This window comes from Bradyrhizobium sp. SRS-191, assembly GCF_024586915.1.
Classification (GTDB): Bacteria; Pseudomonadota; Alphaproteobacteria; order Rhizobiales; family Xanthobacteraceae; genus Bradyrhizobium.
In genome coordinates, this window is the sequence record NZ_JANBVS010000023.1 from 51941 (window position 1) to 67066 (window position 15126).

Genomic DNA, 15126 nt, shown 5'->3' on the forward strand with positions numbered 1-15126 from the left:
CCTTGAACTCATTGCGGCGGCGACCAGATCGGGACGTGACGCCACCAATCCCACCAATCCGACCAGGCATTGCCTTCCGGCATCAGCCAGGCGGGGCCGGAGATGACGATGCAGACGGCGCTGAAGAACACCGCCGAGAGCGCCAGGAACAGGCCCAGGCGATGGATGCCGAGCGTGCCGATGGAGTAGCCGAGGAGATCGCGGAACATGGTGTTCTCATGCTCCGGCGACTTCATTTCCTGGCCCTTGCCCGGGTTGGCGGCCGACAGGATCAGCGAGCCGTGCAGCGCGAGCGCGAGACACGTCGTGAAGAAGAACGTGATCGCGATCATGTGCGCGGGATTGTAGTGGAAGTTGCCGAACTGATAGCCGGTGTTCGACACCCAATCGAGATGGGTGATGATGCCGTAGGGGAAGGCGTAGCTCCACGAGCCCATCAGCACCGGACGGATCACCTCCAGCGTGAAATAGGCGAAGATCGCAAAGCCGAAGGCGAACGGCACGTGATAGCCGATCGCGAGCTTGCGGCAGATCTCGACCTCGCGCAGCGCCCATGAGACGAACGCGCCATGCGCGCACACCGTGATGAGCTGCCAGAAGCCGCCCTCCGTCAGTGGCGCGAACGAGAGTCCGTATTTGGCGTCGGGCGGATTGATGCTGATCTGCCATAGGTTCCACGTCGGTCCGAGCGCCGTGGCGTAGAGGATCAGCGCCACGCCGACGAAGGTGAAGAAGATCGTCGTCACGCCGAAGAAGCCGACGTAGAACGGTCCGACCCAGAAATCGAAGAGATCGCCGCCGATCAACGTGCCGCCGCGGACGCGGTATTTTCGTTCAAAGCTGAGCATTGCCATCGGTCCTGCCTCCGCTGCCCGTCGCTCGATATATGACGTGTCGTATCGCGAGGTCGTGAACTCGGAGAGCCCCAGAAGAGTTGGAGCCCTCGAGATTTGAAAGCGTCAAAGATTTGGGAAGCGGGCGAGCAAGGTCTGCCGCCGAGCCTGCGCCCGCTTCCCATTGTTGGAGCCGAAGCTCTAGGTGAGCTTCACCGGCGTGACCGGAGCGGAGATCGACGACGTCTTCGCCGCGCGAGGTCCTTCCAGCCAGTTGAAGCGGTTCGTGCTGAGCAGGATGAAGTGAATCACCAATGCCAGACCGAACAGGAAAACCCCGAGAGCCACGAGAACTCTGCGCGGATCGAACAGCAACCACAAGCGCCACATAGTTTTCTCCTTTCGATCAGGTCAGGTAGGAGATCGCGAGAGTGGCGTAGTGGGTTGCCCCTTCCAGCGCCGCCTTGTAGCCAGTCGGTCCGGGCAGCCATGGACGCCACATCCAGGCGAGAATGTGGGCGACGATCGCAACCGCCGTGAAGACCACAAAGCTCGTCATGAAGATGCTATGGAATTCCCTAGCCTCCGATTCGGTCAGCCCCGACAGAGAGCCTCCCTTGTTTGGTTCCACCATAGTAGTACCTCCTGGTGTTGGCCTTTCGGCCGGATGCCGCTCACCGAGATGAGCGGCGTCGAAGCGCCACCCCGTTGCCGGGATGACATCCGTGCGGCGAGCCGCACGAATTCCTTGCAAGACTTGCGGAGCTCGAACTCACAGCCCCGAGACTCGAAACCGCAGGGCGCGCGTCACAGCCCCATGAAGGACGAGGTCGCGCAGTTCGCCGCCTTGAGCCGCGCCTCGCCGAAGATCGTGCCGAGCGGCGCCGGACGATGGCCCGTGATGATCGAGCCGACCCGGCGCAGCACGCCTTCGACCATCAGCACGGCGAAGCACACCGCGTAGACGAGAAGATAGTCGATCCGCTCGCGCGATTTCGGCGCGACGTCACGATCCATGCGTTCGTATAACGACATCGTCCTCTCCCTCTCCGCCTCGTCCCCTTGCCTACGCTGCCTGGCCCGTTGCGAGCCGTGACCGCGCCTGCGCGAGAACGTCCTCCGTCACCGTGTCTAGCCCCGCCTGGCGCGCGCCGCGCTCAGCCGCGTCGCGCAGCCGCTTCGCCGCCGAAATCCGCACCAGCACCGGCTGTGTCTCGATGATCTGGTCCAGCGCCAGCCTGGCGCCGTCGTCCCATGGCAATTCGCGCTCGAGACGCGCGGGGGTCGCCGCGATCTGATCGAGCTGGGTTGCGAGCGGCAGGATGTTGAACAGCGCATCGAACAGCGCGTTGCAGACCTCCTGCACGATGTAGGTCGCGCCGGCATAGCCCATGAACGGCGTGCCAGTGTGGCGGCGGATCACCGTGCCCGGGAACGAGGCCGGGATGTAGATCGCGCGGTTTCCCGCTTCCGCCGCATACATGCGCTCATTGTAGCTGCCGAACAGCACCAGCGGCGGCCGCTCGTGGATCATCTTGCGGATCGCGTCATTGTCGGTCTTGGCGCCGGCGCAGCGGGAGATCGCGAAGTGGCAGGGCAGCCCGAGCTCGGTCTCCAGGAAATTGCGCAAGCCCCGTGCGTAGGTCTCGGAGGCGACGATGCCGAAGCTCGCGGTGCCGAAGAAGTCCTGCGTCACCGAGCGCCAGAGATCCCACACCGGCTTGATGGTGGTGTGCTTCTCACGCGCAATGAACGGCTCGGGATCGAGCCCGAGCATCTCGCCCAGCGTGCGCAGGAACTTGGTCGTCGAATGCAGCCCGATCGGCGCCTGCAGATACGGCCGCTCCAAGGTCTCGCACAGCAGCCGGCCGAACTCGCGATACATACAGATGTTGACGTCGGCGTTGACCAGCTTCGACACGTCGGCGAGGTGACTGCCGAGCGGGAAAACCATGTTGATCTCGGCGCCGATGCCCTCGACCAGGCGGCGGATCTCGGCGAGATCCGACGGCATGTTGAAAGTGCCGTAGATCGGCCCGATGATGTTCACGCGAGGCTTCTCGCCCTCGGCGCGCGGCTCGCGCTCGGGGATCTTGCGCGAGCCGTATTCGCTCCATAGCCAGCTCAGCGCGCGGTTGGCGCTCTGCCACTGGTCCTCGTCGATGGTGCGCGGCAGGAAGCGCTTGATGTTGGAGCCTTCGGGCGTGACGCCGCCGCCGATCATCTCGGCGATCGAGCCGGTGACGACGACCGCCGGCAAATCCGGATCGAGCGCGGCGCGGGCGCGCTTCATCGCCTGCTCGGTGCCCTTCTGGCCGAGCTCGTCCTCGCCGAGGCCGGTGACGACGATCGGCAGCTCGTGCGGCGGCAGGCCGTCGGTGTAGTGCAGCACCGAGGTCACCGGCAGGTTTTCGCAGCCCACGGGGCCATCGATGATCACCTGCAGGCCCTTGATCGCGGTGAACGCGTAGACCGAGCCCCAATAGCCGCCGGCGCGATCGTGGTCGAGGATCAGCATCACACCATCTCCTCGGACTTGCGCTTCTTGGCCTGCGCCGCGACCGCCTTGCGATACTTGTCGCGGAAGTCAGGACGCGCGACCGGAGTGCCCTGCCACACGCCCGCAGTGTCGCCCTCACCGACACCTTCGAAGAACTCGCGCATCTCGTCGAAGCGCGCCTTGCCTGATATCGCGGCATTGACGACCTGCGCCAGCGAGCCGGCGCCGGAGACGCCGAACAGCGGGCGCGCCGAAATCAGATTGGTGAAGTACAGCGACGGAATCGCGCGCGCCTTGGCCTTCTGGACGACCGGCGTGGTGCCGATCGCAAGATCCGGCGCGAATTCATCGACCGCGGCGAGATCCTGCTCCAGCGAGGCACGATATTGCACGCGCACGCCGCGCTGTTCGAGCCAGGCACAGTCGGCCTCCGACCAGCGCGTGCGCGGGCAGGCGGTGCCGACATAGCGCAGATCGGCGCCGCTCTCGACCAGCAGACGGCCGACCAGAAGCTCGGAGCCTTCGTAACCCGACAGCGTGATGCGGCCGCGGATCGGCTTGTCAGCGAGCGCGCCGCGGATCGCCGGCAACACCGCATTCTTGGCAGCATCGATCTGCGCGCGTCCGACGCCACAGACACTGCCGACCGCCTCGAGCCAATCCGCGGTGCCATCGCAGCCGACCGGCGCCGAGCCGATGATCGGCCGTCCCGCCGCCTCGAACTCGCGGATCGAGGCCGTGTAGAACGGATGGATTGCCGCGACCGCCGCGCAGTCGAGCGCGCCATACAGCTCGCGCCACTCGCGCGTCGGCACCGTTGGTCCGGCGGCGAGGCCCAGCGGCGCCAGCAGCATGCCGACGCCGACGGGATCGGCGGGGAACATCTCGCCCAGCAAGGTGATCGTCGGCTTGTCGCCGCGCGGCGCGCGTGGCGCCTGCACCGGCCCCTGCTCCGCCTCGCGCCGCGCATAGTTCAGCATCGCACCCGCAAGCACGTCCTTGGCCTCGGCATGGGTCGGCACGCCGAAGCCGGGCACGTCGATGCCGATCACGCGCACGCCGTTGATCTCCTTCGGGAGAATCTGCAGCGGCACGCCGGAGGCGGTGGGAACGCAGAGATTGATGATGACGACGCAGTCGTAGTTCGCAGGGTCCGCGAGCTTGAACACCGCGTCGCGGATGTCCTCGAACAGTTTTCCGGTGACCAGCGTCTCCGAGTTGAACGGGACGTAGCCGACGCTGCGCCGCGCGCCGTAGAAATGCGAGGTGAAGGTCAGGCCATAGACGCAGCAGGCCGAGCCCGACAGCACGGTCGCGGTGCGCCGCATGCGCAAGCCGACGCGCAGCGAGCCGAACGCCGGGCACATGCTCTGCGGCTGGTCATGCGGCCCGGCCGGATAGTCGGCCGCGTAGCGCGCGAGCACCTCGCTCTTGCCGGCCGCCTCGGCGGCCTTCTTGAGCTCGGCCTTGCCGGCGTGGCAGCCAAGCGCCTCGGGCTGCGCCGGCATGACTGCCACCGCGCCGCTCTCCACGCTTACCGCCTGATGGACCACTGCATCGCTCATTGCACGAGATTCCACTACTCAATTCCGCTGCTCAGAACGCACCCATCACACATTGTCGTAGATCACTTCGAGCGAGGGCTTGGCGACCGCCGTGCTGCCGCACATGTCCTCGAGCGTCGCCTGCTCCAGCACCACGTCGCGGCCGACCTCCGAGGCCTTGAACAGGCCGAGCAGGCCGTCCTGCGTCAGGGGATGCGGATGCTGCGGCGGCGCCTCGGCGACGTTGGTCGCGAGCTGCTCGAACAGCGGCGCCCAGGCCGTGCCGGGCTTGCCGATGATCTGATAGCTCGCACTCTTGCGGCGGATGTCGTCATCGGCCGGGATCGAGGCCAGCACGGGGATGCCGACGGCATCCGCAAATGCCTGCGCCTCGCCGGTGCCGTCATCCTTGTTGATGACGATGCCGGCGACGCCGACATTGCCGCCGAGCTTGCGGAAATACTCCACCGCCGAGCAGACATTGTTGGCGACGTAGAGCGACTGCAGGTCGTTGGAGCCGACGATGATCACCTTCTGGCACATGTCGCGCGCGATCGGCAGGCCGAAGCCGCCGCAGACGACGTCGCCGAGGAAATCGAGCAGGACGTAGTCGAAACCCCAATCGTGGAAGCCGAGCTTCTCGATCAGCTCGAAGCCGTGGATGATGCCGCGCCCGCCGCAGCCGCGGCCGACCTCGGGCCCGCCGAGCTCCATTGCGAACACGCCGTCGCGCTTGAAGCAGACGTCCCCGATCTTCACCTCTTCGCCGGCGAGCTTCTTCTTCGACGAGGTCTCCAGGATGGTCGGGCAGGCGCGGCCGCCGAACAACAGCGACGTCGTGTCGCTTTTCGGGTCGCAACCGATCAGCAGCACCTTCTTGCCCTGCTGCGCCATCATGTAGGACAAATTGGCGAGCGTGAAGCTCTTGCCGATGCCGCCCTTGCCGTAGATCGCGATGATCTGCGTGGCCTTCTTCGGCGCAGCCGTCACCGGCGCATCCGGCTCGATCGCGGCCTCGGCACGCAGGGCATCCGTCATCGCAGCCATGTTGGCGCTGATCTTGGTCGGGGCGTTCATGCGGCTGCTCTCCAGTCCAGGACCATCTTGAGACATGACGGATCGTCGAACGCGGTCCGGTAGGCGCTCTCTGCGGAAGACGCTTCCGCGTGATGCGTGATCAGCCCGTCCAGCGACAGCCGGCCGGTGTCGATCAGATTGCGCACCGCGAGCAGATCCTCATGCTTCCATTCGGCGGCGACGCGGATCGCCGCCTCGCGCATGAAGGCCGGCGGATAGGAGAAGGTCAGCGGTGCGCTGTAGAAGCCGGCGAGGATGATCTCGCCCCGCGGCGCCAGACGCGCAATGAGACTGTCGAGCATGCCGGCATCGCCGCTGGCATCGAAGATCAGGCGGTAGTCGCGCTTTTGGTCGTGAGCAGGATCGATGACGCGATAGCCCATGGCGCCGACAGCGCGCTCGGGATTGCTCTCCCACACGACCGGCGGGTCGCCGCCCATCGCCACGATCAGCCGCGCGAGCAGACGACCGAGCACGCCATGACCCACCACGCATTCGGCCTGGCCGTCACCGCCGATCGACAGAGCATGATACGCGGTCGCCGCCAGCGCCATCAGCACGCCGCGCTCGCCGGTCGCCTCGTCGATCGCCACGATGCGTTGGGCTGGAACGGTGAGACGCGAGGCAGCCGCGCCGAACAGGCTCTTGACCTCGCCGAAGCAGCGCGCCGCGCCCGGCACAAACACCCGCTCGCCCTTCCGAAAACCGGAATGCGGTGCAGCCTGCGCGACGCGGCCCACGGCCTCGTAGCCCGGCACGAGCGGATAGCCCATGCCCGGGAACTGCGGCATACGCCCTTCGTACAGCAACCGCTCGGTGCCGGTGCTGATCGCGCTCCATTCGATGTCGACGGTCAGGCAGTCCGGGGCGTCTGCGAGCACCAGGTGCTGCAGCGACAATTGCCTCGGCCTCCCTAGTACGACGGCGATCGCGTCCATTGCCCAACTCCCCGGCGACGCCCGCTTAGTTACGGGTGTCAGGTTAGTCGGACCACACAAAGTGTCAATATAAATTTACATTCCAAGTGTCAGCTTTTCGCGACAATCACGCTGGCGATCAAGGGGATCCGCGTGCGAAGCACTCGCACCTGCGAAAAGCCTGCCAGATTCAGCAGCTCGCGCAGACGGTTCGCGCTGCGCGGCCGGCCCTGCCCCATCGCGCGGAGATAGATCTCGAAATAGGCGCTGACGCCGTCGCTGCCCCCGGCCGCGGCGCGCATCGGCTCGCCGAGCAGCAGCACCCCCTCATCGGGCAACGCCGCCCGCACCTTGGCAAGCAGGTGCGCCACCGCGTCGTCGTCGTGATCATGCACCACGCGAATCAGCGAGATCACGTCGGCGCCGGATGGCAGCGGATCGTCGTAGAAGCTGCCCGGCGTGATCGTCGTGCGATCGGCCAGCCCGGCCTTCGACAGGCGCTCCCCGGCAATCGCTGCGACCCCGGGCAGATCGAACAGCTGCAGTTGCAGCTGCGGCGCTGCCCGCGCGGCGGCGGCGAGGAAGCTGCCGTCACCGCCGCCGACATCGAGCAGGCAGCGATGGCCGGTCAACGGATAGGCTGACAGCACCAGATCCGCGATCATCGGCTGCGACGCCGCCATCAGCGCCGTGTAGGGCGCGACATCGTCGCGCGTGAGCGAGGCGCCGCCATGGTCGAGCGCATAGGGCCAGTAATGCGCGAGGCGACGCTCGCGATCATGGCCGCGCAGCAGCGTCAGGGGATCGCCGAGATCGGCGTAGAGCGCGGCGTGATGCCGGACCATCGCGGCAATACCGGGATTGCCGAGCAGCGCCGCACCGAGCGGCCCGAGGCCATAGCGGGCCGCGCCGCGACGCTCGAGCAACTGCAGGGCGCAGGCGGCCTCGCACAGGCTCTCCATCGACGCGACAGGGATCGCCCCGCGCGCGGCCAGCGCCGCGAGGTCGCGCGGTCCCGCACGCAGCGTCTCGAACAGATCGAGCTGCACGCAGGCGGAAAGCGTCTGCGAGTAGACGAAGCCGGCGCACAGATCGAACAGCTCCGCCGCCCGCCGGCGCGCGATCGGCCGCGTCAACGGAAACGCCGCAGCCCAGCGCTGGAACGCGGCACTCGCCAGCAGCGCATCGCGCCAGCCGCGCCAGCGATCTCCGAAGCTCTCCGGCGCCGGCGTGTCGTGGCGGATCGCGGCGGGCATCGCGCTTAAGGCTCCAACGAGAGAATCTGTGTCTGCGCTGGCTGGCGCGACTGATTGGCTCGAAAGGATCGACAAACGAAGCTGCCCACCCTCCCCTGGAGGGGGAGGGTCGTCGCGCGCAAAGCGCGCGGCGTGGTGGGGTGAGCCCGGAAATAAGTGCGGATGAGGCCAGCGGTTCTCAGTTCTGACTGTCTCCGGTCATGGGGCATCACGAGCACCGCGTGCGCCGATAGTCTGTCACCCCACCCCGGCGCGCATGCGCGCCGCCCCTCCCCCTCCAGGGGAGGGTGAACATCGCACGCGTGGCGGGACGTCAACATCCCGGTCCTGTTCTGATGCTCACGCCGCCGACGCCGCGAGGCGGCGCGGCACCAGGCGCTTGGCTTCCTGCTCCATCAGCATGCGCAGCTCGTGCGCGTGGGCGCAGGGCGGCATGGTGCGGATGCCCTCGGCGACGAGATCGTGCAGATAGGTGACAGCACCGCTGAGGCCATAGCGCAGCACCGCATTGGGCCGCCCGAGGGCTGCATCCTGCCCGACCGGCTTGCCCGCCTCCTCCTCGTCGCTGGCCGCATCACGAATGTCATCGGCGACCTGATAAGCCTCGCCGATGGTCTCGCCGAGCGTGCGCCACGCCTCCGGATTCTCATGACCCGCCGCGGCGGCGCCCGAGACGGTGGCGGCCGCAAACAAGGCGCCGGTCTTCGACCGGTGATAGCGCGACAGGTCGATCTCCGGTTCGCATTCCCAGGCCTGTCCGGCGGCGATGCCATGCGGCACGCCGACGGCATCGCCGATGGTAGCAATGAGCTGCGCCAACCGCAGCGGCGAGCAGCGTGACTTGGCAAGCGTCTGGAAGGCGAGCACGATCAGCGCGTCACCGGCGAGCACCGCGAGCGGCTCGCCGAACGCGGCATGCACCGATGGCCGGCCGCGCCGCAGCTTGGCATTGTCGAAGCACGGCAGATCGTCATGCACCAGCGAGGCGCAGTGCAACAGCTCGATCGCCGATCCCGCCGCGTCCGTCGCGGCCGGCTCGTCGTCGCCGCAAGCCGCGGCCACCGCGTGACAGAGTCGGGGCCGCACCCGAGCGCCCTTGGGAAAGACCGCCGCCTGCATCGCCGCTGAGAGCCGTGGCGGACATCCGGGCCGGTCGGCCAGCGCGACCGCAGCGACGAGGGATTTTTCGATCCGGGCCATCACGTCCATGCCAGCCTCCCCTGCCGCGAGGCCCAAGGTATCGAGGGCTCGCTATGTAAATTTCAGCTTACACCCATACTGTAAATCATGCTAGACATTTCCGGCGTCAAGTCCCGCGGACAGGAGTGCGAGCAATGGCCGATCACCGCGTGATCGTGGTTGGCGCCGGGATTGCCGGCCTCAGCGCTGCGCTCACCCTCGCCGCGCGAGGAGCCGAGGTGACGGTGCTGGAGCGCGCGCCCGCGCCCGGCGGCAAGATGCGGCAGGTCGCGATCGGACCCGCGCGCATCGACTCCGGTCCCACCGTGTTCACGATGCGCTGGGTGTTCGACGAGTTGTTCGACGAGATCGGCACCTCACTCGATGATCATCTCACGCTGACGCCGCTCGACATCCTCGCACGTCACACCTGGACCGATCGCCGCACGCTCGACCTGTTCGCCGACGAGGACCGCTCGGCTGACGCGATCGGCCATTTCGCCGGGCGCGGCGAGGCCGAGGGCTATCGCGCGTTCTGCCGCGACGCGCGCCGCATCTTCGAAACGCTCAGAGATCCCTTCATTCGCACGCCGGCGCCGAGCATGACGCATCTCCTGCGCAATGCCGGCTTCCGCGACCTCACGGCAATCCGTCCGTTCCAGACCTTGTGGAAGGCGCTCGGAGGTTATTTTCGCGATGCCCGACTGCAGCAGCTGTTCGGGCGCTACGCCACCTATTGCGGCTCGTCGCCGTTCCACGCACCGGCGACGCTGATGCTGGTCGCCCATGTCGAGCAGTCCGGCGTCTGGCTGATCGATGGCGGCATGCACGAGCTCGCTTCATGCTTGGCCGCGCTGGCGCGGCGCCACGCGGTCAGCATCCGCTATGACAGCGAGGTCGCCGGCATCGTCACGCAGAGCGGCCGCGCGACAGGTGTCCGGCTTGCCGATGGCGAGCAGATCGCGGCCGATGCCGTGATCGCAACCGCCGATGTCGCCGCGCTGGCGCAGGGCCTGTTCGGGACGGACGCGGCGCGCGCCCTGCCCGCGATCCCGGAGTCGGCGCGCTCGCTCTCGGCCATGACCTGGAGCTGCCTCGCGCGCGCCGACGGCTTTCCGCTCGTGCGACACAACGTGTTCTTCTCGCGCGACTACCGCGCCGAGTTCGACCAGCTGATCGAGCGCCTGATGATGCCGGCCGAGCCGACAGTCTACGTCTGCGCGCAGGACCGCGACGACCAGCCGCGCCAGCCCGGCACGAACGAGCCGCTGTTCGTGCTGATCAACGCGCCCGCGTCAGGTGATCATCATCGCTTCGCTCCCTCGGAGATCAGCCAATGTGCCCGCCAGACCTTCGACCTGTTGCAGCGCTGCGGCCTGAGCATCGCGACGACGCCGGAACTGACCCGCGTGACGACGCCGGCGGATTTCAACCGGATGTTTCCGGGCACGGGGGGCGCTCTGTACGGCCGCAGCTCGCACGGCTGGATGGCCTCGTTCCAGCGGCCGGGCGCGCAGACCAGGCTGCCGGGGCTCTATGTGGCGGGAGGCAGCGCGCATCCGGGACCGGGCGTGCCCATGGCGGCACTGTCGGGCCGGATGGCAGCCAGCAGGGTGATTCTGGACCTCGCTTCGATCGCCCCGTCCCGAAGGACGGCTATGCGTGGTGGTATGTCGACGCGCTGAGCGATGACGGCCGTTTCGGACTCACCATCATCGCCTTCGTCGGCAGCGTGTTCTCGCCGTATTATGCATGGGCGCGGCGACGCGGTCCGGCGGATCCGGAAAATCATTGCGCGCTCAACGTCGCGCTCTATGGCGAGCGCGCGCGGCGCTGGTCCATGACCGAGCGCGGCCGGGGCGCAATCGCGCGCGATCAGTCCCGCTTTGCCATCGGGCCGAGCAGCTTGAGCTGGAACGGCCGCGAGCTGTCGATCGACATCAGCGAGGTCACGGTGCCATGGCCGCTGCCTCTGCGCGGCAAGGTGCGCGTCGTCCCGACCGCGCTGAACCCGGTCGCGTTCACGCTCGATGCCGAAGGACGCCATCGCTGGCAGCCGATCGCGCCGTGCTGCCGCGTGGCGGTCGACTTCGATCATCCGGAGCTGCACTGGCGCGGCGACGGCTATTTCGACCTCAACCACGGCGACGCGCCGCTGGAGCGCGACTTCCAGAGCTGGCAATGGTCGCGCGCCGCAACGCGCACCGGCACGGTGATCTCCTACGACACCGTGGCACGCGCCGGCGCCGACAGGACGATCGCCCTGCACGTCGATCCCGACGCGCAGTTGAGGCGCATTGCGCCGCTGGTCGATACTCCTCTGCGCAAGACATTGTGGCGCGTCGACCGTAGCGCCCGCGCCGATGCGGAGACATCCGTGCGCGTGGCAAGCACCTTGGAGGACGCCCCCTTCTACGCCCGCAGCCACCTCGCCGCCCGCATCCATGGCGAGGACACAGCCATGATGCATGAAAGCCTCTCACTCGACCGCTTCCAGATGCCGATCGTCCAGGCCATGCTGCCGTTCAGGATGCCGCGGCGGGCGGGATGGAGAGGATGACGTTGATAGATTCGCGCCAACGCCACCGGCGCGCGCCACTCGGGTGGTAAACGCTGACTTGAGCGACAAACACTTACTTGTGCGACAAACACTCGCGTTCGCAACAAACAAAGCCGTCGTCCCGGACAAGCCGTGATGCGCGCCAGCGCGTCACGGCGCCGATCCGGGACCCATACGCCGCAGCGGACGTGACGGGCACAAAAGCTAATTGCCAGCGTGCCTCAAACATCTCCCTGGGGGTATGGGTCCCGGCTCAAGGCCGGGACGACAGCGGTGCATGTGGATGCGCCGGGGCCAATGCTGACAATTCCAGAGTGATGCTGCCGTAGTCCGTAGGGTGGGCAAAGGCGCGAGCGCGGCGAAGCCGCGGGCGCGACGTGCCCACCATCAGCATCAAACGTGGGGGACGGTGGGCACGGCGCGCGTGCCGATCTGCACTTACCGCCACCATACCGGCGCGCCTTTGCCCACCCTACGAGGACTTCTCGTGGGCGGCACGTTCCCTCGCCTCGCGCTCGGCGCGCTGGCGGTCGAGGCGGCGGCCCTGCCATTCGAGCACGAGCCAGCCGAGAACGCAGAGCGCGACGACGACGAATTCGAGCAGGCCGCCCATCTCGCTCATGATGTCCTACTCATGAAGCACGTCTCACGCGCTGTTGAGGCCGCCAGACCGTCAAGACGTCCGCGCCGAGCGCGACAATTGTTCACGCCGCTCCAGCCGCTCGAACAGGTCGATGACCCACAGCGCGCGGTCGTGCATCGTTCGTCGGGGCGGGGCGAGCGCATGGGGACGCTGCGCATCGGCTGCGACCACGGCGTCGATCAGGATCCGTGCCTCGGGGCGCAGCGGGGCGAGCGAAGGCTGCGCCTGCAGCAGCGAGACCGCGGCTGCCTTGCCGAGCAGTTGCAGCTTGCGCGACATCGAGACGAAGGCGCGCTGCGACATCGAATCGAACGCGACACGCGCCACTTCGCGGCCGATCTCGGCATAGATCAGCCGCGCGGCGTGAATACCCGGCCGGCAGGTCCACGGCAGGTCGGCAATGCCGGCCGCAGCGCGCGCATAGAACACGTCGGCGACAGCGAGCAGCCGGGCGGTAACGCGACCAATTCGGTCATCGAAGAACGGTGCGGCGCGCCAGGTCTCGACGTCGAGACCGGCCTCACGCAGCCATTGCTGCGGCAGATACAGCCGGCCATTGCGCGCATCCTCGCCGACGTCGCGGGCGATGTTGGTGAGCTGCATCGCAATGCCGAGATCACAGGCGCGCCCGATCGTCTCGGGGTCGCGCCGGTGCATCAGCAGCGACATCATCACGCCGACCGTCCCTGCGACGCGCACCGCATAAGCGAGCACGTCGCTCAAGGTCTCGTAGCGGCGCCCCTGCGCATCCCAGGCAAGACCTTCAAGCAGCGCCTCGGGCAGCCCGCGCGGAATGACGAAATGCGCGACGACGCCGGCGAGCGCCCGATCGACCGGATTGTCGTCTGGTGCGTCATCATAGATCCGGTCGAGCCGCTCATGCAGAACCTCGACGGCATCGACGCGTCGCGCGGGACCGTCGATCGCATCATCGGCCTCGCGGCAGAACGCGTAGAGCGCAATCGCTGGATCGCCGACCGATCGGGGCAAGACCTTCGATGCGGCAAAAAACGTCTTCGATCCGCCCCGCAACATCCGCCGACAGATCGCGATGTCCTCAGCCCAACTCATCGCCGCTCCAGCTCATGCGGCGCCGGTACGAGCTCATCGAGCACGCGCGCCGAGGACAACACGCCGGGCAGGCCTGCGCCGGGATGGGTGCCGGCGCCGACGAGGTACAGCCGCTCGACCTCTTCGCTCTTGTTGTGCGGCCTGAACCACGCGCTCTGCATCAACACCGGCTCGAGCCCGAACGCCGCTCCGCGATAGGACGACAGGCGATGCTCGAAATCGTCCGGCGTGAGCAAACGCGAGGTCACGATCTGGTTTGCAAGATCGGGCAATAGCGATTCGCTCAACGCGGTCTCGATCCGCCTGCGGAACGGCTCGGCGGCAACAGTCCAGTCAATGCCGCTTTCCTGATGCGGCACTGGCGACAGCACGTAGAACGCATCGCAGCCGTCGGGCGCCAGCGACGGGTCGGTCGCGGTCGGCCGGTGCAGATAGAGGCTGAAATCATCCGCCAGCACCTTGCGGCGGAAGATGTCGTCGAGCAGCTCGCGATAGCGCGGGCCGAGCAGGATGGTGTGATGCTCGACGTCGTCGTAGCGGCGCTTCGTGCCGAAATACCAGACGAACAGGCTCATCGAGTAGCGCGCGCGATCGATGCGCGCATCGGTCCAGCGCCGCCGCGGCACTGATGGCAGCAGATGCTTGTAGGTCCAGGCGGCGCAGCCGTTGGACACGACGACGTCGGCCGCGATCGCCTCGCCCGAGGCGAGCCGCACGCCGGTGGCGACACCGTTCCTGGTGGTGATCTCGGCCACGGGCGCCGAGCACCTCACCTTGCCGCCCTGCCCCTCGATGAGACCGACGAGACCCGTCACCAGCGCGCCGGTGCCGCCCATCGCGAAGTGCACGCCCCAGCGGCGTTCGAGATAGGCGATCAGGCAATAGATCGAGGTGGTCGTGAACGGATTGCCGCCGATGAGCAGCGGATGGAAGCTGAGGATGATTCGCAGCCGCTCGTCGCGCACATGCTGCGAGACGAGGCCGTAGACCGAGCGGAAGCTCTGCAGCTTGATCATTGCCGGTGCGATCTTGGCCATGTCGAGCAGCGACAGGAACGGCACGTCGCCGAGCTCCTCAAAACCCTTCTTGAAGATCGCCTCGCTCGCCTTCATGAAGCGCTCGTAGCCATCGACATCGCCGGGCGAGATCCTGTTCACCTCGGCGCGCATCGCAACCGGATCGGCCGAGCAGTCGAAGATCGTGCCGTCGTCGAAGCGGATGCGATAGAACGGCGAGATCGGCTTGAGCGTGACGTCGTCCGACATCCTGCGCCCGCAGAGCTGCCACAGCTCCTCGAACAGGAACGGCGCGGTGACGATGGTCGGTCCGGCATCGAAGGTGAAGCCGTCCTGGCGATGCACATAGGCGCGGCCGCCGGGCGCATCGAGCTGCTCGAACACGGTGACGCGATATCCGCGCGCGCCGAGCCGCACCGCCGTAGCGAGGCCGCCGAAGCCGGAGCCGATCACGACCGCATGCGGCCGGTCTCCGAGCGCAGCCGGAACAGCGGCCTTGATGGTGGAGACGTCGAGCATGGCCAAAGCGT

The 15126-nt window shown here is 67.2% G+C and carries 15 protein-coding genes; 2 read left to right on the forward strand and 13 right to left on the reverse strand.

Annotation, left to right across the window (positions count from 1 at the left end):
• Positions 1-8: 8 nt before the first annotated feature.
• The 10 genes from pufL to NLR35_RS29935 form a co-directional block, all read right to left on the reverse strand.
• On the reverse strand, positions 9-854 hold the full coding sequence (gene pufL / locus NLR35_RS29890) for a photosynthetic reaction center subunit L (protein WP_257170130.1): 846 nt from the start codon (positions 852-854) through the stop codon (positions 9-11).
• A gap of 180 nt (positions 855-1034) precedes the next feature.
• Positions 1035-1223, reverse strand: coding sequence for a light-harvesting antenna LH1, alpha subunit (pufA, locus tag NLR35_RS29895; RefSeq protein ID WP_006615514.1), 189 nt, complete (start codon positions 1221-1223; stop codon positions 1035-1037).
• Positions 1224-1239: 16 nt separating this feature from the next.
• Positions 1240-1467, reverse strand: a complete 228-nt coding sequence (gene pufB, locus NLR35_RS29900) for a light-harvesting antenna LH1, beta subunit (RefSeq protein WP_006615513.1) — start codon at positions 1465-1467, stop codon at positions 1240-1242.
• Between the two features lie 173 nt (positions 1468-1640).
• Positions 1641-1868 (reverse strand): hypothetical protein, encoded by a 228-nt coding sequence (locus NLR35_RS29905; protein ID WP_257170131.1) that lies wholly within the window; start codon positions 1866-1868, stop codon positions 1641-1643.
• A 31-nt stretch (positions 1869-1899) separates the two neighbouring features.
• The gene (bchZ, locus tag NLR35_RS29910; RefSeq protein ID WP_257170132.1) at positions 1900-3351 is read right to left on the reverse strand and encodes a chlorophyllide a reductase subunit Z; all 1452 of its coding nucleotides are present in this window, start codon (positions 3349-3351) and stop codon (positions 1900-1902) included.
• Positions 3351-4898 carry a chlorophyllide a reductase subunit Y gene (bchY, locus tag NLR35_RS29915; protein ID WP_257170133.1) on the reverse strand — a complete coding sequence of 516 codons (1548 nt, stop codon included), beginning with the start codon at positions 4896-4898 and terminating at the stop codon, positions 3351-3353. The genes bchZ and bchY overlap by 1 nt, the downstream gene beginning before the upstream one ends.
• 45 nt (positions 4899-4943) lie before the next feature.
• Complete coding sequence (locus tag NLR35_RS29920) at positions 4944-5954, reverse strand: chlorophyllide a reductase iron protein subunit X (protein WP_257170134.1); 1011 nt, start codon at positions 5952-5954, stop codon at positions 4944-4946.
• Positions 5951-6892: a chlorophyll synthesis pathway protein BchC gene (bchC, locus tag NLR35_RS29925; protein WP_257170135.1), complete on the reverse strand. Its 942-nt coding sequence runs from the start codon at positions 6890-6892 to the stop codon at positions 5951-5953. The genes NLR35_RS29920 and bchC overlap by 4 nt, the downstream gene beginning before the upstream one ends.
• An 89-nt stretch (positions 6893-6981) precedes the next feature.
• Positions 6982-8127 (reverse strand): acetylserotonin O-methyltransferase, encoded by a 1146-nt coding sequence (locus NLR35_RS29930; RefSeq protein WP_257170136.1) that lies wholly within the window; start codon positions 8125-8127, stop codon positions 6982-6984.
• A gap of 339 nt (positions 8128-8466) precedes the next feature.
• The gene (locus NLR35_RS29935) at positions 8467-9336 is read right to left on the reverse strand and encodes a polyprenyl synthetase family protein (protein ID WP_257170137.1); all 870 of its coding nucleotides are present in this window, start codon (positions 9334-9336) and stop codon (positions 8467-8469) included.
• 116 nt (positions 9337-9452) lie between these two features.
• Here NLR35_RS29935 and crtD point away from each other — a divergent pair, with 116 nt between their 5' ends.
• Both crtD and NLR35_RS29945 read left to right on the forward strand, forming a co-directional pair.
• The gene (crtD, locus tag NLR35_RS29940; protein WP_257170138.1) at positions 9453-10991 is read left to right on the forward strand and encodes a 1-hydroxycarotenoid 3,4-desaturase CrtD; all 1539 of its coding nucleotides are present in this window, start codon (positions 9453-9455) and stop codon (positions 10989-10991) included.
• 155 nt (positions 10992-11146) lie between these two features.
• Positions 11147-11866, forward strand: a complete 720-nt coding sequence (locus NLR35_RS29945; protein ID WP_306577793.1) for a hydratase — start codon at positions 11147-11149, stop codon at positions 11864-11866.
• A 472-nt stretch (positions 11867-12338) separates the two neighbouring features.
• Here the strand turns inward: NLR35_RS29945 and NLR35_RS29950 are convergent, their stop codons facing one another.
• From NLR35_RS29950 to NLR35_RS29960, 3 genes are read right to left on the reverse strand one after another with little or no spacing between them, the layout of a single operon-like run.
• Positions 12339-12488 carry a hypothetical protein gene (locus NLR35_RS29950; protein WP_257170139.1) on the reverse strand — a complete coding sequence of 50 codons (150 nt, stop codon included), beginning with the start codon at positions 12486-12488 and terminating at the stop codon, positions 12339-12341.
• Positions 12489-12539: 51 nt separating this feature from the next.
• Positions 12540-13580, reverse strand: a complete 1041-nt coding sequence (locus tag NLR35_RS29955; RefSeq protein ID WP_257170140.1) for a phytoene/squalene synthase family protein — start codon at positions 13578-13580, stop codon at positions 12540-12542.
• The gene (locus NLR35_RS29960; RefSeq protein WP_257170141.1) at positions 13577-15115 is read right to left on the reverse strand and encodes a phytoene desaturase; all 1539 of its coding nucleotides are present in this window, start codon (positions 15113-15115) and stop codon (positions 13577-13579) included. Before NLR35_RS29960 ends, NLR35_RS29955 begins: the two co-directional genes overlap by 4 nt.
• Positions 15116-15126: the final 11 nt, after the last annotated feature.